Here is a 23840-nt window from a genome sequence, read left to right as displayed (position 1 = left end):
CCCCGCCGGGCGGCCCCTACGCCACCGGACGGGGCGCGGTCGGCGTGGGGCGCAGCGCCGCGAGCTGGATCTGCAATGCCAGCCGCGTACGCGGCGAGTCGAGATCCACGGCGACGATCTCGGTGAGGCGACGCAACCGGTAGCGGAGCGTGTTGGGGTGCACGTGCAGCTGCCGGGCGGCCCGCTGCGGGTCGCCCTGCTGGTCGAGCCAGGCGGCGACGGTGGCGACGTAGTCGGTGCCGTGCTCCCGGTCGTGGGCCACGAGACCGGGCAGGGGGCCGCCCAGCAGCAGGTCGACGCCCGGCACGGCGCCGACCACCCGGTGCACGACCAGCTCCGCCCAGTGGTCCTCGAACCGCAGCACCGGGCCCCGCTGCCCGGCCGGACCGCGCAACGCGAGCAGCTCCGCCGCCTCGGCGCGCGAGCGCGGCAGGTCCGCCAGGTTCCGGGCGACGCCGCCGGACGCGGCGTACAGTCCCGGGTCCTGCACGGCGACGTCGTGGATCAGCTTCTCCATCCACCGCCGCGAACCGGGCGAGGCTCCCTCGTCCACCAGGACGGCGAACAGGACGTCTCCGACGTCCGCGAGCAGCGGCTGGCGCCAGCCGTGCCGGCGGGTGATCGACTCCCACAGGGCGAGGTTGTCGACCATCTCCCCCGTCCCGCCGAGGGCGACGACCCGCCACGGCCCCTCGGGCAGGGCCAGCTCCTCCCGACCCAGCCCGCCGGGGCCCCGCAGGACCGCCCGCAGGCGGTCGGCCGACACCCGGCGCGCGACGTCGGCCTGGACGCGCAGGCGGAGCAGGTGCAGGGCCAGCACGGACGCCGTGCCCTGGAGGTCGCGCAGCCGCCCCTGCGGCACCGGGCCCTCGACGACGGCCCAGATCGAGCCGAGCAGCTCGCCGCCGGCGCGGATCGGGACGACGAGGCGGGGCAACGTCCCGTCCGGGCCCTGCGGTACGAAGATCAGCTCGCTGCCCGTCGCGAGCTTGCGGAAGACGCCCCGGGAACGGAAGTGGGCGATCACGTTGCCGGGGGCGCGACGGCCGACGATCGTCGACACGCGCGCCGGGTCGGTGCGGTCCTGGCGCGACGAGTAGGCGAGCACCCGGGACTGGGCGTCCTCGATCGTCACCGGCGCGTCGACGACGGCGGCGGTCGCGTCGGCGAGGGCGAACAGCTCGTCGTAGACGCCGGGTTCCCCGGTCTCCGGCGAGCCGGGCGCGACGGCCCGGTCGATCATCCCGCGCAGCAGCCAGACGAGCTGGGCCCAGGAGCCGTGACGTTGAAGCTCGACCAGGGTGAGGCGCCGTTCGGCGGCAGCCGACGTCACGTCGGGATGCGCGGCCAGCGGAGGCTTGAGCACCAGGCCGGCCGCCCCGGTCTCCTGGCAGCGCGCGACGACGGCGAGGGCCTGTTCCGGGGTCGCGACGCCCGCGCCGAGGACGAGGTCGCCGCTCTGGCCGGTCGTGGCGTCGTCGGCGAGGGTCACGTCGCGTACCTCCGCCTCGTCGGCGGGGACGACGACCTTGAGCAACGCGGCGCCGGCCGCGTCCACCACGCCAGCCACGGTGAGCATGCCGCGATTCTGCCCCGATCTTGTCTGGCAGGGCCAATGACCTGGGCGATCCTTGGCCGGAACGGACAATGACCTGCCGGCCCGGTGGGGACAGGATTGGCCGCGATCCCTGTCGCGCCCGAAGGAGAAGACGCCATGTCCCCCGTCGAGTCAGTGCCCGCCCCCCAGCACGTCGCCGTCGTCGGCGCGGGGATGGTCGGGCTGGCCACCGCCTGGTTCCTGCAGGAGCGGGGGGTCCGGGTCACCGTGCTCGACCGTACGGGGGTCGCGGCGGGCGCGTCGTGGGGCAACGCGGGCTGGCTGACCCCCGGCATCACCACTCCCCTGCCGGAGCCGGCGGTGCTGCGGTACGGGGTGCGCGCCGTGCTGAGCCCGTCCTCGCCGGTCTACGTGCCGCCGCGCGCGGACGCCCGGTTGCTGCGGTTCCTGGCCGGCTTCGCGCGGCACAGCACGGCGTCGAAGTGGCAGAGCGCGATGCGGGCCCTCATCCCGATGAACCGGCGGGCGCTGGAGGCGTTCGACGCGCTGACCGCCGGTGGGGTCGCGGCGCCGACGCACGAGGCGAAGTCGTTCCTCGCCGCGTACCGAACCGAGGCCGAGCGGTCGGTCCTGCTCGACGAACTGGCGCACATCCACGCCGCGGGCCAGGGGATCGAGTTCGACGTCCTCACCGGGGCCGAGGCCCGCGAGGTGGAGCCCTCGCTGTCGGACACGATCGGCGCCGCCATCCGCCTGCACGACCAGCGCTACGTCAACCCGGGCCAGTACGTGCACGCCCTGGCCGACTCGGTCCGCGCGCGGGGCGCAGCGGTCAGGGCCGGCGTGGACGTCCTGGACGTCCGCGACGAGGCCACCGGTGTCCGGGTGGTGACCTCCGCGGGCACCGACGAGCGCTACGACGCGGTGGTGCTGGCGACCGGCACCTGGCTCGGCCAGTTGGCCCGGCGATTCGGCGTCCGCACCGTCGTGCAGGCCGGCCGCGGCTACAGCTTCAGCGTCGCCATCGAGCACCTGCCGGCCGGCCCGGTCTACTTCCCTGCGCAGCGCGTGGCCTGCACGCCGCTGGGCGACCGGCTGCGCGTCGCCGGCATGATGGAGTTCCGCAGCGCCGAGGCGCCGCTGGACCGGCGCCGCGTCTCGGCCATCGCCGAGGCCGCCCGACCGCTGCTGCGGGGCGCCGACCTGGACACCCGCACCGACGAGTGGGTCGGCTCGCGGCCCTGCACCCCGGACGGCCTGCCCCTGATCGGCCGGACCAGGTCACCGCGCGTCTTCGCCGCCGGCGGCCACGGCATGTGGGGCATCACCCTCGGCCCGCTCACCGGCGAGCTGCTCGCCGAGCAGATCACCGGCGGTGGGCAGCCCGTCGAGCTGCGGCCGTTCGACCCGCTGCGCTGACGGGCGTCCGCCCGGGGTCGAGGAGCGGCCGGCGCGGCGTGCGGCGGATGACGCCGATGACGTTTCGTACCCAGCTCCATGACAGTTGTATGAAGAAGCTGTGGAAGTGACCGGAAGTGGTTTCGCCGCCCTTCCGGCGGGGGCAACACCGCAGCTCGACGACAACTCTCCCGGAAGGACGGCTCCACGTGGAAGTCACCGGTTTCTTCACTGCCATCATCATCGGCCTGATCATCGGGGCGTTGGGCCGCCTGGTCGTTCCGGGAAAGCAGAACATCCCGATCTGGCTCACGCTGCTCATCGGTGTGGTGGCGGCGATCCTCGGCACCCTCGTCGCCGGTGCCCTGGGCGTCGACGACACCAGGGGGATCGACTGGATCGAGCTGGCCCTCCAGGTCGTCTTCGCCGCGATCGGTGTCGCCGTCGCCGCCGGCGCCTACGGTCGCCGTCGCATCCGCTGACCTGCACGTCCCACGGCGCCGGCCCGCCCTCGTGGCGGGCCGGCGCCGTCCTGTCCGCCGAGGCGCCGGAAACCCGCCGCGCCGCCCGTGTCCCTCGACGGAACGCGCCTCCGCCGACAGGTGGCGGCCCTACCGGCGACAGTCGCAGCCGTCGCCGGTACGCCGACGAGGCTCGGGCTGGCAGGTGGCGCAGAGCCGGGTCGACGGGCGATGCGCCAGTTCCTCGATCGGGATGTCGCGGTCGCACCCTCCACAGGTGCCGTAGCGGCCCTGTTCCAGGTAGTGCAGTGCGCGGGCGATGTCGCCCAGGGCCCGTCGCGTGGCGGCGGTCAACGCGGCGGCCGCCTCGCCGTCGGAGCGCATCCGTCGGGCCTGCCGGTCCAGCAGCACCAACTGGATGCTGTGCCGCTCGTACTGCTCCTCCAGCACGATCCGGAGCACTCCCAGCTCGGCCTGCCTGTTCACGACGTACACGATCGGTCCTTCTCCCTGCTCGCAACGAAAAGAAAGGGCGGAGCGCTGATGCGCTCCGCCCGCCGGTGCCGGTCCTGTGGATCTCGCACGGGTGGCGGCGGGCGGCGCTGACGAGGCGCCCGCCGGGTCGGCGGCGCGACGATCGGCGCGACGGCGCCCCGGCGGACGCGGGCGACCGACGGCACGACGAGGCGACGGGTGATCGCACCCGCGACGAGGTGGGCCCGCGGCCCCGTCGTCGCGGTCGTCCGCGACGGGGCGGGAAACTCCTGGTACGCCGCGGTGCGGGGCTGCCGGGAGGGGGCGGGGACGGTCACGGCGCCACCATAGACCGGACGCCCGCGTACCGGCCAGCGCCCGGCGCCCCGGGGCCCTGTCGTGGGGTTGCCGGGTCGGTCCGGGCGGCCGCGACCCGCCGCACAGGCCGCGAAATCGACGTGCGCGTGACGACCCGGCGCTCTAGGTTTCCGCCGTGACCCTCGACATCGTGCGCCTGGCGGACCGCCCCGGCCTCGGCCCTTCGCTCGACGAGGACTTCGACGGGGCGTGGCCGCCGTTCATGCTGTGGGACCCGATGGGCACGGTGTACTACGGCGTCGCCCACGATCTGTATCCCGAGTTCGTGTTCGCCGCGGTCGACCCCGCCGACCCCGCCCGCGTGGTCGCCCGGGCGTACGCGGTGCCGTTGCGCTGGACCGAGTCCGAGCTTCCCGACGGCGGCTGGGACCGGGTGATCCAGCGGGCCACCGTCAACCGCATGACCGGCGCCGACACGAACATGGTCTCGGCGTTGGAGATCTGCATCCGCCCCGACCGGCGCGGCACCGGGTTGTCCGCCGTGATGCTGGCCGCCATGCGGAAGGCCGCCGCGGAACTGGGCTACGACACGCTCGTCGCGCCGGTCCGGCCGAGCGGCAAGCACACCCGGCCCGAACTGCCGATGGCGCAGTACGCGGCGCAGGTCCGCGAGGACGGCCTGCCGGTCGACCCCTGGCTACGGGTGCACGTCCGGGCTGGGGGACGCATCGAGCGCGTCGCCACCCGGTCCATGACGATCGCCGGGACCCTCGCCGACTGGCGTCGCTGGACGGGCCTGCCGTTCGACGCCAGTGGGCCGGTCCACGTGCCGGGGGCCCTCGTGCCGGTGCACTGCGACGTGGCGCACGACCACGCCGTCTACGTCGAGCCCAACGTCTGGGTCAGGCACCGGCTCTAGGCGGGTCGCGCGGCGTCCGGGCGCGGGTCGGTCGCGGGCCGCCCGGGGAGACGTGCACGCACGCGTCACCCGGTCGCGGGCGCGGCTCGCCGCGTGGGCAGGCCAGCCACGGCACCGGTGGCACCAGCGCTGCGGCCCCCGGCGTCGCCGCGCCTGTCCTGCGCGCCACCGGCCCGCCGGGGACGGCCGGGGCGGTCGCGCCGGTGGGGGTCGGCGGCGCGGCGGTGGGCAGGCCGCCCCGTGCGCCCTCGTCCGCCCGGTACGGCGGGCCGACGCGCTCCGGCGCGGCCGTGCCGACGGCGGTCAGCGTCACGAACACCACCGCGACGACGACGGCGGCGAGGGCCGCGCGAGGGCCGGCGCGCAGCCCGCTCGACGGGGCCTGATCCGGGTGGACCGGCAGCGGTGGCACCGGCCGCGCCCGCCGGTGGGCGGCCAGGACCGCTTCGAGCTGCGCGGCGACGGCGGCCCGTTCGCCGGTGGCGGCGGCGTGGGCGAGGGTGAGGTAGAAGCGGAAGTTCACGGTCGCGGCGGCGGGCACCCGCAGCCCGGCGAGCCGCCGTCCGTCGGTGGCGTGCAGCAGGGTCAGCGGGAGCGCCGGATGGTGCGCCGGCCCCACCAGGTCCGTGTACCTCCACTCGTGCCGCCGCCCACGCCGGGATGCGAAGGCGACGCGGCGGCTGGTCACGACGGCCATCCCCGTGTCGAGGGCCCGCACGCCCCTCGGCAGCGCGCACCCGGCGGCGGCGTCCGTGGCGACGGTCAGGCCCGGGGCGGGCAGCCCGGCGCCGTGCCGCGCGTCCACCTCGACCAGGTCCGCGACCGGCAACACCCGGTAGACGACCTCGTCGTCGTCGAGGATCACCGGCAGGCCGGCACGCGGCTGCGTGCAGCCGAGGAACCCGGCCGCCTCGATCCGCAGCCGGACCAGGTGGTCGTGGTGCCGCTGCCAGGCCGCGAACCGCGCGTCGTACGCGCGCCGCCGCCGGTCGTTCTCGCGTTCGGCCCACCTGATCCGCCAGCCGGGCTGCGCCGACGCCGGGATCGCCATGATGGAGTACGAGGCTGCCGTCACGCCTCGTACAACCACCGGCCGGTCGATCAGGAAACTGGTGCCGGTCGATACTTCCCATTGCTACCCGTAGGGGCGGTTCGGCCCTCGCCCCGGACCACCGGACGCCCTTCCGGACCCGGCGACCCTGGACTCAGGCCCCTCCGAGGGTCCGGGCGAACCGGCGGATGTCGTCGACCAGGAGCCCGGGCTGCTCCAGCCCCGGGAAGTGCCCCCCGCGGTCGTGCTCGGTCCACTGCACGATGTTCGGGAAGGCCTGGTCGGCCCAGGCCCGGACGGGCTGCGAGGGGTCGTGCGGGAAGACCGCCACCCCGAGCGGCACCGGCACCGGGGGCTGCTGTCGCGGCGCGGCGCTGACCGGGAGCATGTCCGCCGTCTCGTGGTAGAGCTGGGCGGAGGAGCCCGCGGTACGGGTGAACCAGTAGAGCGACACGTTGGTGAGCAGGCGGTCCCGGTCCACGGCGTCCTCGGGGCTCTTGCCGGAGTCGGTCCACTCCTTGAACTTCTCCACGATCCACGCGAGCTGCCCGACCGGGGAGTCGGTCAGGGCGTACGAGAGCGTCACCGGGCGGGTGGCCTGGATCTTCATGTAGCCGGACTCGTCGTCGACGAAGCGGGCCAGCCGGGCGAGCCGCCGGCCGGTGTCCTCGTCGAGCGCGCCCAGCTCGCGCGGGTCGCCGGGGGGCGGCGTGATGAGGAAGTTGACGTGCGCCCCGATCGCGTGCCCGGCGTCCGCCGCCGCGAGCGCGACCGTCACCCAGGAGCCGAAGTCGGTGCCCTGCGCCAGGTAGCGGTCGTAACCGAGCCGGTCCATCAGCTCGGCCCACGCCCCGGCGATGCGCGGCACGCCCCAGCCGGTCCCGGTGAGCGGGCCGGAGAAGCCGTACCCGGGCAAAGACGGGACCACCACGTGGAAGGCGTCCGCGGGGTCGCCCCCGTGGGCGCGCGGATCGGTCAGCGGCCCGACGAGGTCGACGTACTCCAGGAAGCTGCCCGGCCAGCCGTGGGTGAGCACGAGCGGCGTCGCGTCCGGCTCCGGGGACCGTACGTGCAGGAAGTGCACCGTGGCGCCGTCGATCTCCGTGACGAACTGGGGGTACTCGTTCAGCCGCGCTTCGGCCGCCCGCCAGTCGTACCCGCTGCCCCAGTAGTCGGCCAGCTCCCGCAGGTAGGACTGCGGCACGCCGCGTTCCCAGCCGTCCGCGCCCGGCTCGTGCGGCCACCGGGTGTCGGCCAGTCGTCGGCGCAGGTCGTCGATGTCGGACTGCGGTATCTCGATGCGGAACGGCTTCATCCCAGCGCCCTCCAGGGTCACGACTCGCGCGAGATTCACATCCTTGACGGCGTACGCGGGGGCGCGCACCTTCCGCCGTGCGCTCTGCCGCGCGGGCACCCGGCAGGCTCGGTCGCGGTGGGCCGCCGCGTCGGAGCTCTACGGGGTCACGCCGGGACCCCGCAGTATCGTCGTCCGATGCGGACGAGGGCGGAAGATGCGGCGAACCCCAGCAGTACCTCCGGTGGCTGTGGAGTCGCCACGGGTCCCTCCTCGTCGGCGCCCCGGGCTGACCCGCCCGACACGCCCCCGGCCGCCCACGAGGCGCAGGGGCCCCGCCGAGGTGGCGGGGCCCCTGCGTCGACGCTCGGGTGAGTGCCGGTCAGCACCAGCCGTTGATCGGGCCGTTCACCCCGCTCGCCAGGTAGGCGTCGGAGATCCAGGTGCCGTCGCTCAGCCGGTTCCACAGCGCGGTGGTGCCGTACCGCCCGGTGTGGGAGGTGCCGTTGGCGGAGCAGGAGACGGTGACCGTGGCGCCGTCGCCGACCGATCCCCGCACGGCGTAACCGGTGCCGGGCCCGGACCGCTTGTTCACCGAGCCTCCGCCGTTGGCGTCGACCACCGCCTGGTTGAAGCCCAACGCCCCGTAGTTGTAGAGGCCGGCGCCGGCGCCGGCCCAGACCGAGCCGTGCCGCGCGCCGCCCTGGTAGGCGGCGGCGCCGTTGGCGAACTCCCACTTGCCGATGCCGTGGCCGGCGATGGAGACGTAGGCGCTGTTCTGCCGCAGCCCGAAGTGGACGTGCCGGCCGTACGCCGCCCCGCCGCAGGTCACGTCGGTGCCCGTGTAGCCCAGGTACGCGCCCTGGCCGACGGCGGCCCCGTTGACCGAGATGCTGCTCCACAGGTGGTAGTAGTCGGTGGAGTAGCCCCGGTCGTGGATCACCCGGATCCACCCCGTGCACATCGTGTAGGCCGTGCCGGCCCGCGCCGCGCGGACCACCTGGTCACCCCCGGCCAGGTCGATCGAGCTGTACGGCGTCTCGTAGCCGCCCCAGCCGTGCGGGCCGCTGGTCAGCGTCCACGTCTGGCCGACCGCGAAGGGCAGGGCCATCCCGGTCCGGTAGTCGCCGCCCGCCTGCATGGTGCTCGGGGTGCGCTGGAAGACCTGCTTCTCCTGCTTGTTCACCAGGGGCGACTCGGCGGCCAGCTCGCTGAACCCGGCCTCGCCGTCGAAGTTCACCCGCCACGTGCCGGCCTCGGCACGGGCGATGAAGATCGCCCCGGTCGGGTGGACGTCCTTCTCGTGGGAGGTGACGGCCACGGCCGTGCCGAAGGCCCACTGGCCGTTGCGGCGGGTGACGGTCACGCGGGTCTCGCCGCTTCCGGCGTGCTCCGCCGCGGGGCTGTCGGTGTGCTCCCCCTCGTGGCTGTCGGCGTGCTCCGCCTCGGTGGCGCGGACCTGCGCGCGCAGCTTGGCGGTGACGGCGTCCTCGACGCTGACGTGGGCCGGGTCCGGGGTGGGCGCGGCGTGCGCGGCGGTGCCCGAGACCAGGAGTTCCGTCGCCAGCAGGGCGGTGGCGATGCCTGCCCATCGTCTGAGTTGGACCATTGACGACCTCTTTCAAATCGAAGGACATCGCTAAGTGGTGCTGACGATAGACAGAACGAGGAAGATTGTCTACATGTTGACCCGCCGGCAATGAAGGTATGTTTCGGCGCGCGGGGCCGGTGGGCGGTGCGGTCCCGTTTCAGAACAGCGTCGACGGCCCGACCGGCTCCGGCTCGGGCAGCGGCTCGACCTCGGGCAGGCGCGCCCGCACCTCGTCGTGGAACCGGCGGGCGAGCTCCGGTGCGTCGGCGTTGTCCGGGGTGTGCACGAAGATCGTCGGCGACCGGCCCTCGCGCAGCCACCCGGTCACCACGTCGAGCCACGGTTGCCAGCCCTCGACCGTACGTGCGGGGTCGTCCCGGCCGAGGTACCGGACGATCGGCCGGTCGGTCAGCGCGCGGGTGCGCGGCGGGGTGCGCGGCTTCCTGGTCCACGCCTCGCGTTCGGCGTCGCTGGTCGGCGGGGTGCGGAAGAACGCGGTCGTGTCGAAGGGCACCCACTCGGCGTCGACGGTGGCGAGCGCCTCCTCCAGCGTCCGCGCCGCCCGGGGGTCGTCGAAGAACGCGGGGTGCCGGACCTCCACGGCGTACCGGTGGGCAGTGGGCAGCACGCGCAGGAAACGGGCCAGCGCGGGCACGTCGGCCGGGCCGAACGAGCCCGGCAGCTGGATCCAGAGGGCGTGGGCCCGTGGGCCGAGGGGTTCGACGGCGTGCAGGAAGGCCCGGAGTTCCTCGTCGGCGCCGGTGAGCCGGCGCTCATGCGTGACGACCTTCGGCAGCTTGGGCACGAACCGGAAGTCGGGGCCGGTCTGCTCCGCCCAGGAGGCGACCGTCTCCCGCGCCGGGGTGGCGTAGAAGGTGGTGTTCCCCTCGACCGCCGTGCACCAGCCGGCGTACGCGCGCAGCCGCTCGTGGGCCGGCAGCGGATGCGCCAGGAAGCGCCCCTGCCACGACTTGTGCGTCCACATCGCGCACCCCACGTGCAGGCGCATCGGATCCTCCCACCGCTCGACGGCCCGACGCGGGGTGACCCGCGCCGCGGGTACGGTATCCGGCCGCGCCGCCGGCGGCGAGCCCAGGCACGGGCGCCGGCCGTGCCCGTGCGGCACGGCCGGCGCCCAGCGGTCCCGGTCCGGTCAGTCGCGGCCCTGGTCGTGCGGCACGGTGACCGTCACGGTGCAGCCGACCGGGCGGCCGATCTCGTCGTGGCCCGCGTACGTCAGGGAGTAGACCCTGTCCCCGCCGGCGCCGTCGCGTTCGGCCCGCAGCCGGCCGCTGGTGACCGGGGTGCCGACGGTGAAGCCGCTGACGTCCGCGGCGTCGCCGCCGGTGACCGCCGTCAGGTTGAGCGCGTACGGGCCGAGGACCCCGTCGCGCAGGTCCGCCGTCACGGTGACGTCGACCATCTGGTGGTTCGGCGGCCACAGCACCGGCCGGTCCACCACGCAGTCCACCGCGCGGGTGGGCACCGGCCGGTCCAGGGTGGCGACGGCATGGCCGATCGTCGCGGTGAGCCGCCCGCCGGCCTCGTAGTACATGTGCGCGGTCCGGCCGTCGAAGTAGAACGTCGGCGCGGCCGAGCGCCCCAGGTCGGGCGCGGCCACCATCGAGTCGTGCACGACGCCGAGGTGGACCTCCCGGTCGAAGTTCTCGCCGACGTCCACGGCGTGCATGTTGCCGTCGGCCGCGTGGAAGATCACCAGGTTGCGGCCGTTCCAGCGCAGGAAGAACGGGCCGGAGGCGTTCGGGCCCTGGATGCCCTGCGGGGTCACGATCGGGTCGGGCTGGATCGTCCAGGTGCGCGCGTCCGGGGAGACCGCCCAGCGGATCCGCCGGGACACCGGCCCGGTCGGCCCGGGCGGCGCGGCGGTCGGGTTGTCCATGAAGAGCATCAGGTACCGGCCGCCCAGCCGCGGCACGGCGTGCTCGAACACCCGGGCGTAGGAGGTCTCCCCGCCGGTGCTGTCGTCGCGGCTGATCGCCGTCCCGCCGTAGTCGAAGTGGATGCCGTCCTCGGAGGTGGCGTACCGGGTGATCGAGTTCTCGCCGTGGAAGTAGAGGAGCAACTTGCGCTCCCCCTCCACCCAGATGGCGTGCGGGGAGGAGATGTGGCTGACCGTGGAGTAGTGGGGCAGCCAGGTGTTGCCGATCAGCGGGTTGGCCCGGTACTCGGTCCACGGACCGTTGATCGAGTCCGCGTACGCCAGGGCGATCCCGCCGGGCCGCTCGTGGGGCGCGTAGTACAGGTAGTAGGTGCCCAGCGGGTTGGGGAAGTAGTCGGCGGCCCGGATGACGCTCGGGAAGATGAACTCGTTGGTCGGGTTGTAGGTCAGGGCGCTCTTGTCGAACGCGGTGCCCGCGTAGGTGAAGCGCGGGAAGTCGAAGGCCGGATCGGCGGCGGCCGGAGCCGCACCGGCCAGCGCGGTCACCAGCATGCCCGCGCCGGCTGCCGCCACGGCGGCGCGACCGGGCACTCGGACGGATGCTCTCGTCATCGCTGTTCCTGCTCTGTCGGGGGATGGTGGGGCTCCCCCACCGCCCGGGCGGGCCGTCGGCGTACGGGGCCGTCGACGGAGGGGTCCAGGAGGTGGGGACGGGTACGCCGGTGACGACTGTGGACGCCGCGCAGCACGCCGCAGGGCGGCACGAAGTCACGCTGCGTGAGACGGCCGGCCACCGCAAGGGTGAGCAGGCCGCCCGGTTCGCGTGCTAATACGTATTACCATCAATTCTTCTCGAATGTTGCTCGACCCGGGCGGGTCTTGTCAAGGGGCCGGCCGCCGGCCTCGGCGGGGCGGCCCACCGGCTCGGGCGGGAGCCACCCGGCCCGGCGGGCGGCGCGGGCCGCTCGGAGCTAATCCGCATTACTCCAGGGACTTCATCTCCAAGAAATCTCTCCGCCCACCCCTTGACACAAACCCGGTCGGCCCGCCAGGCTCCTCCCCAACGCCGAGCGCTAATACGCATTAGCCGCACCGGAAGGACCTGTGGTGCCCTCTACACCCCGACGCGTCACGCAGCGTGACATCGCGCGGCTGGCTGGCGTCAGCCAGGCGACCGTGTCGCTGGTGCTCAACAACCGGGCCGACGCCGACGTCCGCATCGCGCCGGAGACCCGCGACCGCGTGCTGCGGACCATCGCGGAGACCGGGTACGCCGCCGATCCCGTCGCCCGCCGGCTCGCCGCACGGTTCAACCGGATCATCGGCGTCTTCACCTACGAGCCCGCCTTCCCCAGCGGCAGCCGCGACTTCTTCCACCCCTTCCTGCTGGGCATCGAGGAGTACGCGGAACGGGCCGGCTGCGACCTGCTGCTGTTCACCAGCGCCCCGGTGGTCGACGGTCGGCGCCGTATCTTCCACCAGGACAACCGGCTCCGCCTCGCCGACGGCTGCATCCTGCTCGGGCAGGAGATCGACGCCGCGGAGCTGCACCGGCTCAACCGCGACGGCTTCCCGTACGTCGCCGTCGGCCGTCGCGACGACGCCGGCGGCCCGGTGCCGTACGTCGGCGCCGACTACGCCACGGCGGTGCGCGAGCTGGTCGGCCTGGCCCTCGCCCGGGGCCACCGGCGCCTGGCCTACCTGCGCACCGACATCACCGCGGAGTCCTCGGCCGACCGGCGGCGCGGGTTCGCCGAGGCCGCGACGGCGGCGGAGAACGCCCGCCACCTGAGCTCGGTCGCCCAGGACGCCGACACGATCCTCGACGACCTGCTGGCCGACGGCACCACCGTCGCCTTCGTGGAGGACTTCGCCTTCGCCGTGGCGCTGGAGCTGGCCACCCGCCGACGCGGGCTGACCGTGCCCGGCGCCCTGTCGATCCTGACCCTCGGCGATCCGACGGTCCCGGTCCCCACCGACCTCGCGTTCACCGGGTTCCTGATTCCGCGCGAGGAGATGGGCCGGCAGTCCGTCGAGGTGCTGACCGGCGTCATCGACGGCAGCGCCGACGGCGTGCAGCAACGGCTGCTCCCCTGCGAACTCGTCGAGGGCGACACCCTCGGCGCCCCCTGATCGGCGGTCGACCGCGGCTTCGCGGTGACCGTGCAACCGGAAGGAAGCAAGTGGTACAGATGCGTGCGGACGTCCTCGTCGTCGGGGGCGGGCTGGGCGGGGTGGCGGCGGCGCTCGCCGCGGCCCGGGCCGGCCGGTCGGTCATCCTGACCGAGGAGTTCGACTGGCTCGGCGGGCAGCTCACCAGCCAGGCCGTCCCGCCGGACGAGCACTCCTGGATCGAACAGTTCGGCGCCACCGCGAGCTACCGGGCCCTGCGCACCGGGATCCGCGACTACTACCGCCGGCACTACCCGCTCACCGAGCGGTCGCGGGCCTGGACCGACCTCAACCCGGGAGCCGGCTGGGTGAGCCGGGTCTGCCACGAGCCCCGGGTGGCCGTCGCCGTCATCGAGCAGATGCTGGCGCCCTTCCTCGGCTCCGGCCGGCTGACCGTGCTCCAGCCGTACCGGCCGGTCGCCGCGGAGACCGACGGGGACCGGGTGGTCGGGGTGACCGTCGCGCACCGCGACCGGGACGAGCGGATCGACCTCGTCGCGCCGTACATCCTGGACGCGACGGAGACCGGCGAGCTGCTGCCGCTGACCGGCACCGAGTACGTCACCGGCTTCGAGTCGCAGGCCGACACCGGCGAGCCCAGCGCGCCGGCCGAGGCACAGCCGATGAACATGCAGGCCGTCTCCGTCTGCTTCGCGCTCGACCACGTCGACGGCGACCACACCATCGAGCGGCCGGCGAACTACGACTTCTGGCGCGACTACAAGCCCGACTTCTGGGGCGACCGGCTGCTGTCCTGGCGGTCGCCGCACCCGCGCACCCTGGAGATCGTGGAGCGCAGCTTCACGCCCAACCCGGACGACGACCCGCTGGCCGTCAACGCCGACCAGCGGCTCAACCCCGGCGACGGCAACCTCTGGACGTTCCGGCGCATCGCCGCCCGGCGCAACTTCACCGACGGCGCGTACGACAGCGACATCACGCTGGTGAACTGGCCGATGATCGACTACTTCGAGGGACCGGTCATCGACGTGCCGAACGCGTCGTGGCACCTGAGCAAGGCCCGCGAGCTGTCGTACTCGGTGCTCTACTGGATGCAGACCGAGGCGCCCCGGCCGGACGGCGGGACCGGCTTCCCCGGCCTGCGCCTGCGCGGCGACGTGACCGGCAGCCGCGACGGCCTGGCGCAGGCGCCCTACATCCGGGAGTCGCGCCGCATCCGGGCCGAGTACACGGTCGTCGAGCAGGACCTGTCGCTGGCCGTGCGCGGCGAGCACGGCGCGGTCGCCTACCCGGACTCGATCGGCGTCGGCATGTACCGCATCGACCTGCACCCCTCCACCGGCGGCGACAACTACATCGACGTCGGGTCGTGCCCGTTCGAGATCCCGTTGGGCGCGCTGATCCCGCAGCGGGTCGAGAACCTGCTCCCGGCCGGCAAGAACATCGGCACCACCCACATCACCAACGGCAGCTACCGGCTGCACCCGGTCGAGTGGAACGTCGGCGAGGTCGCCGGCCTGCTCGCCGACTTCTGTCTGGCCCGGGGCGAGTCCCCGCGCGCGGTCCGCGGCACCCCCCGCCTGCTGGCCGACTTCCAGGACCGCCTCTCGGCGGCCGGCGTGGAACTGCGCTGGCCCCAGGTCGCGGGCTACTGAACACCCCCGAAGAGGAGAAGATCATGAGATTGGGAAAGGCTGTGCGCGGTGTCGCGGCGACACTGGCCGGCGTCCTCGCGCTGTCCGCCTGCGGCGGCGGTGACGACGCCGCGGACAAGGGTCCGGCCAACCTGCGGATGACCGTCTGGTCGGCCAACGAGGCGCACCTCAAGCTGTTCAACGAGATCGCCGACGAGTACCGCAAGAGCCACCCGGACGTCGCGTCCATCAAGTTCGACCCGCTGCCGTTCGAGAACTACACCACGACGCTGACGACCCAGATCGCCGGCGGCAACGCGCCCGACCTGGCCTGGGTGTTCGAGAACTCGGCCCCCGACTTCGTCGCCTCCGGCGCGCTGCTGCCGCTGGACGAGAAGCTCAAGAAGACCGAGGGCTACCAGTACGACGACATCTCCCCCGCCACCCTCAAGCTCTGGCAGGACGGGGGCAAGCTGTACGCGTACCCGTTCTCCACCTCGCCGTTCGGCGTCTTCGTCAACACCGACATGCTCAAGAAGGCCGGGCAGAAGACCCCGGCCGAGCTGATCGCGGCCGGGCAGTGGAACTGGGACACCGCGCTGACCGTCGCCGGCGCCACCGCCGCGTCGAGCGGTAAGGCCGGGCTGGTCATCCGCGACTTCGACTACAAGGGCTGGGACAACCTGTCGACCCTCTGGACGGGGTGGGGCGCCCAGGCGTGGAGCGAGGACGGCAAGTCCTGCGGCTTCGCCGCCCCGGAGATGGTCGAGGCGATGACCACCCTGCACAAGGCGATCTTCACCGGCAAGGCGCTGCCCGGCCCGGGTACGACCGCCGACTTCTTCGCCGGTGACGCCGCCATGACGGTCACCCAGATCTCCCGCGCCTCGCTGCTGAAGCCGGACGGCTTCGGCTGGGACCTGGTGCCGCTGCCGGCCGGGCCGAAGGGCAACTACTCGGTGGTCGGCCAGGCCGGCGTCGGCGTGATGAAGAAGAGCAAGCACGCGGATGCGGCGGCGGACTTCCTCGCCTTCCTGACGAACCCCACCAACTCGGCCAAGCTGGCCCAGTTCTTCCCGCCGCCGCGCCAGTCGCAGCTCACCGCGGAGACGCTGGCCAAGACGAACCCGACGCTCAAGCCCGAGCAGTTGCAGAAGGTCGTCATCGACGGCATCACCAACGGCGTGGTCAAGCCCAGTCACGCCGGGCAGGCCGAGCTGAGCCAGCAGGTGCGCGCCGGGCTCGACCCGCTCTGGAAGGCCGACGCGGACGTCAAGGCCGTCCTCGAGGGTGTCTGCACCAAGATCCAGCCGCTGCTGGCGAAGTAGGGCAGCCTGACCATGTCCCAGACGGACACGACGGTGGGCGGGGTCGAGGCCCCGCCCACCCGGGACCGGTCGCGGCCGTACTGGACCAGCCGCCGCCGCGACCAGCTCACCGGTTACCTGTTCATCGCTCCCCAACTGCTCGGCAGCGTCATCTTCGTGATCCTGCCGCTGATCCTGGTGGTCTGGTACAGCCTGCACGAGTGGAACGTGCTGGCCGGCACGTTCGAGTTCGTCGGCACCGAGAACTACGCGAACCTCGCCGACGACACCAACCTCGGCTCGGTGCTGCGGGCCACCGGTCTGTTCTCGGTCGGGCTGGTGGTGTTCAACCTCGGCCTGGCCCTGCTGCTCGCCGTACTGCTCAACCAGAAGCTGCGCGGGACCATCGTGTTCCGCACCCTGTTCTTCTCCCCCGTGGTCGTCTCGCTGGTCGCCTGGACCATCGTGTGGGGATTCCTGCTGCAGGACAACGGCGGCGTGAACGGCCTGCTCGACACCGTCGGCGTGGACGGGCCGAACTGGCTGCGCGGTGAGGGCACCGCCATGTTCTCGGTCGTCGTGGTGCAGGTGTTCAAGAACGTCGGCCTGAACATGGTGCTCTTCCTGGCCGCGCTCCAGGGCGTGCCGGCCGAGCTGTACGAGGCCGCCGAGGTGGACGGGGCGAGCCGGCTGCGCCAGTTCTGGCGGATCACCGTACCGATGATCAGCCCGACCATCCTGCTCACGTCGATCATCACGGTGGTCGGCTCGTTGCAGGTCTTCGCGCAGATCGCGGTGCTCACCCAGGGCGGCCCCGGCACCTCGACCACGGTGCTCGTCTACTACCTGTACCAGCAGGCGTTCCAGTTCCACCACTTCGGTTACGGCGCCACCCTGTCGATCGTCCTGTTCGTCATCGTGCTCGCGCTCACCGTGCTCCAGTGGCAGATGCGTAAGAGGTGGGTCCACCATGAGTCGTGAGCTGTCGCGCCGGACCAAGCTGGTGCTCTACGGGGTGCTGATGGTCCTGGCGGTCCCGTTCGTCTTCCCGACCTGGTGGATGGTCACCTCGTCGCTGAAGCCGGTGGCGGACATCTTCGCCTTCCCGCCGAAGCTGCTGCCGGTCGACGCGGAGCTGGACGCGTACCGGCGGGTGTTCGAGTTGCAGCCGTTCGGCCAGCAGTACCTGAACAGCCTCTACATCGCGCTGGTGGTCACCGTCGGCACCCTGGCGGTGGCGGCGCTAGCCGGGTACGCCTTCGCCCGGATCCGCTTCCGCGGCCAGAACGTGCTCTTCCTGGTGATCCTCGCCGGCCTGCTCATCCCGAGCGAGGTGACGATCGTGCCGCTGTTCCAGATGTTCTTCAAGCTGGGCCTGGTCGACACCCACTGGCCGCTGATCCTGGTGCCGATCCTCGGCGCGCCGAGCGTGCTGGCGACCTTCATCATGCGGCAGTTCTTCATCAGCCTCCCCGGCGAGTTGGAGGAGGCGGCCCGGGTGGACGGGCTGGGGCGGTTCGCCACCTTCTGGAAGATCGCCCTGCCGCTGTCCCGGCCCGCGCTGGGCGCGGTCGCCATCTTCACCTTCCTGCACAGCTGGAACCTCTACCTGGAACCGATCGTGTTCCTCTCCTCGCCGGAGAAGTTCACCCTGCCGCAGGCGCTCACCCAGTTCGTCGACGCCTACGGCGGTCCGATGTGGAACGTCCAGCTCGCCGCGGCGTCGATGACCGCGCTACCGGTCCTGGTGGTCTTCGTCATCGCGCAAAAGCAGTTCGTCGAGGGCCTGGCGCACACCGGGCTCAAGGGATGACGGTGCCGGCGGCCCTGGTGGGCCTCGACATCGGCGGCACCAAGACGGCGGCGGCGCTGGTCGGAGGAGACGGGCGGGTGCTCGGGCGTCGCCTGGCGCCCACCCCTGCCGGGTCGGGGCCGGCGGCGGTGCTGGACACCGCCGCGCGGCTCGTCCGGGAACTGCTCGACGCGGGCGGCGCCGGCCCGGTCGGCGTGGGCACCGCCGGCACGGTCGATCCGACCACCGGCACCATCCGGTACGCCACCGACAGCCTGCCCGGCTGGGCCGGCACGCCGGTCGCCGACGAGTTGGCCGCGCGGCTGGCCCGGCCGGTCCGGGTCACCAACGACGTGAACGCCGCCGCGCTCGGCGAGAGCTGGGTCGGCGCGGGCCGGGACCGGCGGGACCTGGTGCTGGTCGCGGTCGGCACGGGCCTGGGGGGCGCGATGCTCCAGCACGGCCGGATCTCCACCGGCGCCCGGGGCGGCGCCGGCGAGGTGGGGCACCTCCCGGCTCCCGGCGCCGAGCGGCTGCGCTGCGGGTGCGGCCGGTACGGGCACCTGGAGGGCATCGCCTCGGGCACGGGACTGTCCGGCGCGTACGCCCTCGAGACCGGTGAGCGGATCACCGGGCGGGCCGTGGCCGAGCGGGCGGCGGCCGGTGAACCGGTCGCCCGGGAGGTGGTGGACCGCGCCGCCACGGCCCTCGGCCGGGCGCTCGCGGGGCTGGTCGCCCTGCTCGATCCGCAGGCGGTGGTGCTCGCGGGCGGGGCGGCCGACGCCCTGTTCCCCGGCGCCCGCGCCGCCTTCACCGCCGAACTGCCCGCGGCCTGGGCGGATGTGGCCCTGCTCCCGGCGGCGCTCGGCGCGGACGCGGTCGTCGTGGGCGCCGCCCGGCTGGCGGGCCTCCCGGGCCCCGGCCGACAGGCGGCTGGCAGCTCCGCCGTGGTCACCGACGAGAGGACGAGAACGTGAGCGTGTTCGACGAGCTGGCCGGCGGCCTCGTGGTCTCCTGCCAGCCGGTGCTCGACGACCCGGACGACCCGATGCGCGACCCGTACGTGCAGGCCCGGGTGGCCGCGGCGGTGGTACGGGGCGGCGCGGTCGCCGTCCGGGCCAACGGCACCGCCGACGTCCGGGCCATCCGCGCCGCCGTCGACGTGCCGGTCATCGGGCTGCACAAGCAGGGCGTCGAAGGGGTCTTCATCACCCCGACGGCGGCGCACGCGCTCGACGTGGCCGCGGCCGGGGCGCACATCGTCGCGGTCGACGCCACCGACCGTCCCCGTCCGGACGGGCGCAGCTTCGCCGACACGGTCCGGGCGGTCCACGAGCGGAGCGACGCGCTGGTCCTCGCCGACGTTTCCACCGTCGAGGAGGGCGTGGCCGCCGTGCGGGCCGGTGCGGACGCCGTCGCGACCACCCTCTCCGGCTACACCCCGGCCAGCCCGCCGACCGACGGGCCGGACCTGACGCTGGTGGCCCGGCTCGCCGACCTGCTGCCGGTCCCCGTGATCGCCGAGGGCCGCTACCGCAGCGCCGAGCAGATCGGGCAGGCGTTCGCGGCGGGCGCCCACTCGGTGGTGATGGGCAACGCGGTCACCTCGCCGCTGTGGCTCACCCGTCGCCTGGCGCCGGCCACCCCGGCGGGCGCCCGGCTCACCTGACGGCGCGGGGGCGGGTGCGCCGCGGCGCCGCGGCGGTGGTCCCGGGCACGACGGCGCAGGGCAGGCTGCGTTGCAGGGCGTCGGCGCTCGGCGCGGGACCGACCAGCTGTTCGAAGAGCAGCCGCACCGCCCCCGCGCCCATCTGCTCCCGGGGGATCCGGAAACCGGTCCAGTCGATGTCACCGGGACTGCCGTCCTCGGCGTCGCCGAGCTGGGCCAGCGACAGGTCCCCGGGAACGGACATCCCCCGGGCCAGCGCCGCCGCCCGGATCCGCGGGGCCAGCCCGGACGGCCAGACGACCGCCGCGGTGAGCCCGTTGTCGTCGAGCAGGTCGAGTGCCTCGCCGCCGGTCAACCCGGCGCCGTCCAGCACGACCGGGCGGCTGCGGGCGGCGCGTACCGCCTGCTGGTAGCCCTGCGCGCGGTCGGCCGACGGCTCGTCCCGGCGGAGGTCGCCGAGGAAGCCGACGCGTTCGTGGCCGAGGGCGAAGAGCCGCTCGACCACCTCGCGGGTGGCGGTCACGTAGTCGGCTCCGACGTACGGCACGATGCCGGCGTCGGACTCCCGTCGGCCGATGAAGGCGAACGGGAAGTCGCGGCCGAGCAGGTCCGCCAGGTCACGCTTGTCGTCGTGGCGTCCGAGCAGGACGCAGCCGTCGGCGACGCCGAGCCGGCGGGAACCGTCGCCGAGCAGGCGCCGCCCCTGCCGGGACGGGGTGCTGGTGAAGAAGAGCAGGTCGCAGTCGAGCTCCTCGGCCTGCGCCTCGACCCCCACCAGGAACGGGTGGTAGAAGTCCCGGCTGTCGCGCGGAAAGACCGGCTCGTAGGTGAAGACGCCGATGATCCGGGTGCGTCCCCCGGCCAGGCGTTGGGCGGCCGGGTTCGCGACGTACCCGGTCATCCGGATGGCGTCGAGCACGCGTTGACGGGTCTGCTCACCGACGCGGCGGCGACCCGTGTCGCTTCCCTTGAGGATCAGTGACACGGTCGCCTGGCTGACCCCGGCGAGCCGGGCGACGTCGGCCTGGGTGGCCCGTCCGTTGGTGCCTGGCATCCTTGTCACCTCCGTGTCCCGGCCGCTCGCCGGGGGCCCGCTCCCGCGCCGTCGCCCCGGCTGGTCATGCGCATGACCACACGATCGCACACGGCGACGTCCCGGGAGCGGGCTGCCGTGAATGATCAACCCACCGGCCGCCGCAAGTCAATGTTACGCGGGGGTTCCATATTCTGGCGGCCCGGCTCTTGACAGCTCGGGCCTGCGGAAACATTCTGGTTATGCGCATGACCACATGGTCGCCGACCGGTCCCGACAGGGGCAGGAAAGGCGTACCGATGATCCAAGCTCCACCCCGGCGGGCAGCCGGCCGCCGACCCTCAGCGGGCCGGGCACGGGTCGGCATGCTGGCTGGTTCCCTCCTCCTGGCCGCCACGGCCGTGGCGCCGGCGGTCGCCGCCCCGCCGGCGGCAGCCCCCACCCCACCGACCGCCTCGACCTCCGCCTATCGGAGCATGCCGACCGACCCGACCGCGGTCGTCCTCGGCAGCGCACAGTTCCCGGTGCACGGCGACGGCGTCGGCGACGACACCGCCTCGGTGCAGGCCGCCATCGACGAGGCCTCCCGCCGGGGCGGCGAGAACTGGCTGGGCAACATCGTCGGCGGGGCACGCAACGTCACCGTCGGCGACGGCGGCGGCGTGGTCTTCGTGCCGGAGGGGCGCTACCGCCTCTCCCGGCAGGTGGACCTGCACGCCTCGGTACGCCTGATCGGGTTCGGCGCCGCGCGGCCCGAGTTCGTCCTCGGCGAGTCCACCCCCGGCTTCCAGGACGGCAACCAGTCCTTCCTCTTCGCCGCGCTGCGCCGGCCCTTCCAGCCCGGCGCGGCCCGCAGCTTCGGCAACAACGACACCTTCGGCACCGGCCTGGTCAACCTGGACATCCGGATCGGGCCCGGCAACCCCGCCGCGGTGGCCGTACGCTTCAGCGGCGCCCAGATGTTCGTCCTCCAGGACCTCGACATCCACGTGGGCACGGGATACGCCGGGATCGACCACAACGCCAACCTGATCCAACGGGTCAACGTGTACGGCGGCACGGTCGGCATGCTGGCCTTCGCCGCCTCGCCCGGCTGGCAGACCACGCTGCTGGACACCACCTTCACCGGTCAACGCGAGGCGGCCGTCAAGCTGCACACGGACAGCAAGCTGAGCCTGATCCGCAACCGCTTCGCCGACTCGCCGGCCGGCATCGTCGCCACCGGCAACCAGACCCAGCGCCTCTACGTGCAGGACTCGGTCTTCGAGAACATCAGCGGGGCGGCGATCACCCTCAACGACAACGAATCCGTCGCGGGCGGCGGCGAGCCCGAACTCATCCGCGCCCAGAACCAGCTCAACGTGGTCGACACCGGGGTCACCGGCACCGGTGCGCTGCTGACCACCGTGCCCAGCGGACGCACCTGGGTCGGTCCCGGCCCGTCGTACCTGGTGCGCGACGCCACGCTCGGGCTCCGGGTCGACGACGCGCTCGGCGACACCGAGCGGCGTACCGACGGCGTCCTGGTCTCCGCGACACCGGCCGCGCCGCCGAGCTTCGCCCGGCTGCTGCGCACCGACGCGCCCCTGCCACCGGCCACCGGCGGCTGGGTCAACGTGGTCGAGTACGCCGCCGCCAGGGGCGTCACGGTCGGCAGCGGCACCAGCGACGACCACGCCATCTTCCAGCGGGCCCTCGACGAGCACGACACCGTCTACGTGCCGATGGGGCGGTACCTGATCGGGAACACCCTGCGGCTGCGGCCCCAGAACAACCTGATCGGCCTGCACCCCCGCCAGACCTGGCTGAAGCTGCCGGAGAGCGCCGCCGGATTCACCGACCCGCAGCGGCCCAAGGCGATGGTCCAGACCCCGCTCGGCGGACGGAACCAGGTCACCGGCCTCGGCCTGGACTCCGCGCAGCAGACCGCGGGCTCGGTGCACGTGCACTGGCGCTCCGGTGAGCGCAGCTACCTCGCCGACATCGCCACCCAGTTCGTGAAGTGGCACCCGGAGCAGACCGCGCCCGGCGACCCCGGCGCCGGTGATCCCGGCTACCAGTACCGGGGCCGGCACAAGTACAGCTTCTGGGTGCAGGGCGGCGGCGGGACCTTCGCCAACATCTGGAGCGTCGCCGGCTGGGCCGACAACGGGTTCCTCGTCGAGGACACCTCGGTGCGCGGCCGGATGTACGAGGTCTCCGTCGAGCACCACGAGCACCGCGAGGTCGTGCTGCGCCGCGTCCGCAACTGGCAGTTGCACGCGCTGCAGACCGAGGACCACATCTACGGCTGGCGGTCCCAGGCCGTCGAGCTGGACGACGTGCACGACGTCCTGTTCGGCAACACGGTCTTCTTCCGGGTGGCCACCGTGCAGGGCCCGTACCCGTACGCGGTGGGACTGCGCGACAGCAGCGGCATCGTGATCCGGGGCACCCGGGGCTACCGGCCGGACAACGTGGCGAACACCCGGTGGGGCGCCACCGTCGCCGACGTGGCGACCGGCCGGAGGGTGCCCGAGATCGAGGTGGCGTACCTGGGGGTCGGGGTGACCGGCAGGAAGGCCGACCCGGCCGGCGCCCACGTCGCGCTGGACACGACGGTGATCCGGGTGCTGCCCGGCCGGGCCGGAAGCGCCGTGCTGCGGGTACGCAACGACGGCCCCGGCCCGCTCGCCGCCCTGACGGTCGGCGTCGACGCGCCGCCCGGCTGGCAGGTGCGGGCGCGGCCGGAGACCACCCGGCTGCCCGCGGGCGCCAGCACGCCGGTCGCGGTGAGCGTGCAGGTCCCCGCCGACGCGGTGGCCGACGGCACGGTCCGGTTGACCGTCGCGTTCACCCGGGCCAACCATCGGCAGGAGATCACGCAGACGCTGCGGGTGGGCGTGGCCGGGGAGAACCTCGCCCGGGGCGCCGCGGTGCAGGCGAGTTCGGTGCTCTCCGGCAATGTCGCCGCCAACGCGGTGGACGGTGACCGGACGGGCGCCCGCTGGATCTCCGGCTCGGCCGACCCGGCACCGTCGCTCACCCTGGATCTCGGTGGGCCGGCGGAGCTCCAGCGGCTCGACCTCTACAGCGGGGTGGCCGGCTCGGAGAGCCTGCGGGTGCGGGCGTTCCGGGTGGAGGCACTGGTCGACGGGGCCTGGACGACCATCGGTTCGGCCGGGGCGAACACCGCCAACCCGGCCCGGGTCGACCTCGCCGGCGCGCCGACCGGGATCCGACAGGTCCGGCTCGTGTTCACCGAGCCCAGCCCGACCGACGGGCTGGCCCGGGTCTTCGAGGTGGAGATCCACGGCCTCCGCTGACGC

19 protein-coding genes are annotated in these 23840 nt (G+C 73.5%); 11 read left to right on the top strand and 8 right to left on the bottom strand.

What is annotated here, in order from left to right; all coding sequences use genetic code 11:
- Nucleotides 1–16: 16 nt before the first annotated feature.
- Nucleotides 17–1579 carry a PucR family transcriptional regulator gene (locus EV374_RS26100; RefSeq protein ID WP_132239803.1) on the bottom strand — a complete coding sequence of 521 codons (1563 nt, stop codon included), beginning with the start codon at nt 1577–1579 and terminating at the stop codon, nt 17–19.
- 135 nt (nt 1580–1714) lie between these two features.
- Here EV374_RS26100 and EV374_RS26095 point away from each other — a divergent pair, with 135 nt between their 5' ends.
- Both EV374_RS26095 and EV374_RS26090 read left to right on the top strand, forming a co-directional pair.
- Entirely contained in the window at nt 1715–2977 is a 1263-nt protein-coding gene (locus tag EV374_RS26095) for an FAD-dependent oxidoreductase (RefSeq protein WP_132239802.1), read from the top strand.
- Nucleotides 2978–3165: 188 nt separating this feature from the next.
- On the top strand, nt 3166–3438 hold the full coding sequence (locus tag EV374_RS26090) for a GlsB/YeaQ/YmgE family stress response membrane protein (protein WP_132239801.1): 273 nt from the start codon (nt 3166–3168) through the stop codon (nt 3436–3438).
- Between the two features lie 129 nt (nt 3439–3567).
- Here EV374_RS26090 and EV374_RS26085 read toward each other — a convergent pair whose 3' ends face one another.
- On the bottom strand, nt 3568–3903 hold the full coding sequence (locus tag EV374_RS26085) for a TraR/DksA C4-type zinc finger protein (protein ID WP_207914571.1): 336 nt from the start codon (nt 3901–3903) through the stop codon (nt 3568–3570).
- Nucleotides 3904–4384: 481 nt separating this feature from the next.
- Here EV374_RS26085 and EV374_RS26080 point away from each other — a divergent pair, with 481 nt between their 5' ends.
- Complete coding sequence (locus EV374_RS26080) at nt 4385–5128, top strand: N-acetyltransferase (RefSeq protein WP_132239799.1); 744 nt, start codon at nt 4385–4387, stop codon at nt 5126–5128.
- Here the strand turns inward: EV374_RS26080 and EV374_RS26075 are convergent.
- The 5 genes from EV374_RS26075 to EV374_RS26055 form a co-directional block, all read right to left on the bottom strand.
- Nucleotides 5112–6203 carry a hypothetical protein gene (locus EV374_RS26075; protein ID WP_132239798.1) on the bottom strand — a complete coding sequence of 364 codons (1092 nt, stop codon included), beginning with the start codon at nt 6201–6203 and terminating at the stop codon, nt 5112–5114. The genes EV374_RS26080 and EV374_RS26075 overlap by 17 nt on opposite strands.
- Nucleotides 6204–6333: 130 nt before the next feature.
- Nucleotides 6334–7494, bottom strand: a complete 1161-nt coding sequence (locus EV374_RS26070) for an epoxide hydrolase family protein (protein WP_132239797.1) — start codon at nt 7492–7494, stop codon at nt 6334–6336.
- A 361-nt stretch (nt 7495–7855) separates the two neighbouring features.
- Entirely contained in the window at nt 7856–9082 is a 1227-nt protein-coding gene (locus tag EV374_RS26065; protein ID WP_132239796.1) for a peptidoglycan DD-metalloendopeptidase family protein, read from the bottom strand.
- A 139-nt stretch (nt 9083–9221) separates the two neighbouring features.
- Nucleotides 9222–10049, bottom strand: a complete 828-nt coding sequence (locus EV374_RS26060; RefSeq protein WP_207914575.1) for a DUF72 domain-containing protein — start codon at nt 10047–10049, stop codon at nt 9222–9224.
- A 168-nt stretch (nt 10050–10217) separates the two neighbouring features.
- Nucleotides 10218–11576 (bottom strand): glycoside hydrolase family protein, encoded by a 1359-nt coding sequence (locus tag EV374_RS26055; RefSeq protein ID WP_207914569.1) that lies wholly within the window; start codon nt 11574–11576, stop codon nt 10218–10220.
- A 495-nt stretch (nt 11577–12071) separates the two neighbouring features.
- Here EV374_RS26055 and EV374_RS26050 point away from each other — a divergent pair, with 495 nt between their 5' ends.
- Genes EV374_RS26050 through EV374_RS26020 form a run of 7 tightly spaced genes read left to right on the top strand, consistent with a single transcriptional unit; the run spans nt 12072 to nt 19499 of the window.
- Nucleotides 12072–13097, top strand: coding sequence for a LacI family DNA-binding transcriptional regulator (locus EV374_RS26050; RefSeq protein WP_132239794.1), 1026 nt, complete (start codon nt 12072–12074; stop codon nt 13095–13097).
- A 59-nt stretch (nt 13098–13156) separates the two neighbouring features.
- Nucleotides 13157–14752 carry an FAD-dependent oxidoreductase gene (locus tag EV374_RS26045; RefSeq protein WP_132239793.1) on the top strand — a complete coding sequence of 532 codons (1596 nt, stop codon included), beginning with the start codon at nt 13157–13159 and terminating at the stop codon, nt 14750–14752.
- Between the two features lie 23 nt (nt 14753–14775).
- On the top strand, nt 14776–16059 hold the full coding sequence (locus EV374_RS26040) for an ABC transporter substrate-binding protein (protein ID WP_132239792.1): 1284 nt from the start codon (nt 14776–14778) through the stop codon (nt 16057–16059).
- Between the two features lie 12 nt (nt 16060–16071).
- Nucleotides 16072–17019, top strand: a complete 948-nt coding sequence (locus EV374_RS26035; protein ID WP_132239791.1) for a carbohydrate ABC transporter permease — start codon at nt 16072–16074, stop codon at nt 17017–17019.
- Nucleotides 17009–17851 (top strand): carbohydrate ABC transporter permease, encoded by an 843-nt coding sequence (locus EV374_RS26030; RefSeq protein WP_132239790.1) that lies wholly within the window; start codon nt 17009–17011, stop codon nt 17849–17851. Before EV374_RS26035 ends, EV374_RS26030 begins: the two co-directional genes overlap by 11 nt.
- Nucleotides 17848–18807 (top strand): ROK family protein, encoded by a 960-nt coding sequence (locus EV374_RS26025; protein WP_132239789.1) that lies wholly within the window; start codon nt 17848–17850, stop codon nt 18805–18807. The genes EV374_RS26030 and EV374_RS26025 overlap by 4 nt, the downstream gene beginning before the upstream one ends.
- Complete coding sequence (locus EV374_RS26020) at nt 18804–19499, top strand: putative N-acetylmannosamine-6-phosphate 2-epimerase (RefSeq protein WP_132239788.1); 696 nt, start codon at nt 18804–18806, stop codon at nt 19497–19499. The genes EV374_RS26025 and EV374_RS26020 overlap by 4 nt, the downstream gene beginning before the upstream one ends.
- Here EV374_RS26020 and EV374_RS26015 read toward each other — a convergent pair.
- Nucleotides 19492–20553 carry a LacI family DNA-binding transcriptional regulator gene (locus tag EV374_RS26015; protein WP_132239787.1) on the bottom strand — a complete coding sequence of 354 codons (1062 nt, stop codon included), beginning with the start codon at nt 20551–20553 and terminating at the stop codon, nt 19492–19494. The two genes, EV374_RS26020 and EV374_RS26015, sit on opposite strands and share 8 nt — an antisense overlap.
- A 344-nt stretch (nt 20554–20897) precedes the next feature.
- Here EV374_RS26015 and EV374_RS26010 point away from each other — a divergent pair, with 344 nt between their 5' ends.
- On the top strand, nt 20898–23837 hold the full coding sequence (locus tag EV374_RS26010) for a glycosyl hydrolase family 28-related protein (RefSeq protein ID WP_132239786.1): 2940 nt from the start codon (nt 20898–20900) through the stop codon (nt 23835–23837).
- Nucleotides 23838–23840 lie beyond the last annotated feature (3 nt).

The organism is Micromonospora sp. CNZ303, from assembly GCF_004345505.1.
The sequence above is the reverse complement of the archived record's forward strand: the minus strand, read 5'-3'. Positions and strand labels throughout refer to the sequence as shown.

Bases quoted from the DNA above. Each gene is read 5' to 3' on its own strand.
- EV374_RS26100 (WP_132239803.1), bottom strand. From the start codon at position 1,579: ATGCTCACCGTGGCTGGCGTGGTGGACGCGGCCGGCGCCGCGTTGCTC.
- EV374_RS26095 (WP_132239802.1), top strand. From the start codon at position 1,715: ATGTCCCCCGTCGAGTCAGTGCCCGCCCCCCAGCACGTCGCCGTCGTC.
- EV374_RS26070 (WP_132239797.1), bottom strand. From the start codon at position 7,494: ATGAAGCCGTTCCGCATCGAGATACCGCAGTCCGACATCGACGACCTG.
- EV374_RS26065 (WP_132239796.1), bottom strand. From the start codon at position 9,082: ATGGTCCAACTCAGACGATGGGCAGGCATCGCCACCGCCCTGCTGGCG.
- EV374_RS26060 (WP_207914575.1), bottom strand. From the start codon at position 10,049: ATGTGGACGCACAAGTCGTGGCAGGGGCGCTTCCTGGCGCATCCGCTG.
- EV374_RS26055 (WP_207914569.1), bottom strand. From the start codon at position 11,576: ATGACGAGAGCATCCGTCCGAGTGCCCGGTCGCGCCGCCGTGGCGGCA.
- EV374_RS26045 (WP_132239793.1), top strand. From the start codon at position 13,157: ATGCGTGCGGACGTCCTCGTCGTCGGGGGCGGGCTGGGCGGGGTGGCG.
- EV374_RS26040 (WP_132239792.1), top strand. From the start codon at position 14,776: ATGAGATTGGGAAAGGCTGTGCGCGGTGTCGCGGCGACACTGGCCGGC.
- EV374_RS26035 (WP_132239791.1), top strand. From the start codon at position 16,072: ATGTCCCAGACGGACACGACGGTGGGCGGGGTCGAGGCCCCGCCCACC.
- EV374_RS26030 (WP_132239790.1), top strand. From the start codon at position 17,009: ATGAGTCGTGAGCTGTCGCGCCGGACCAAGCTGGTGCTCTACGGGGTG.
- EV374_RS26025 (WP_132239789.1), top strand. From the start codon at position 17,848: ATGACGGTGCCGGCGGCCCTGGTGGGCCTCGACATCGGCGGCACCAAG.
- EV374_RS26015 (WP_132239787.1), bottom strand. From the start codon at position 20,553: ATGCCAGGCACCAACGGACGGGCCACCCAGGCCGACGTCGCCCGGCTC.
- EV374_RS26010 (WP_132239786.1), top strand. From the start codon at position 20,898: ATGCTGGCTGGTTCCCTCCTCCTGGCCGCCACGGCCGTGGCGCCGGCG.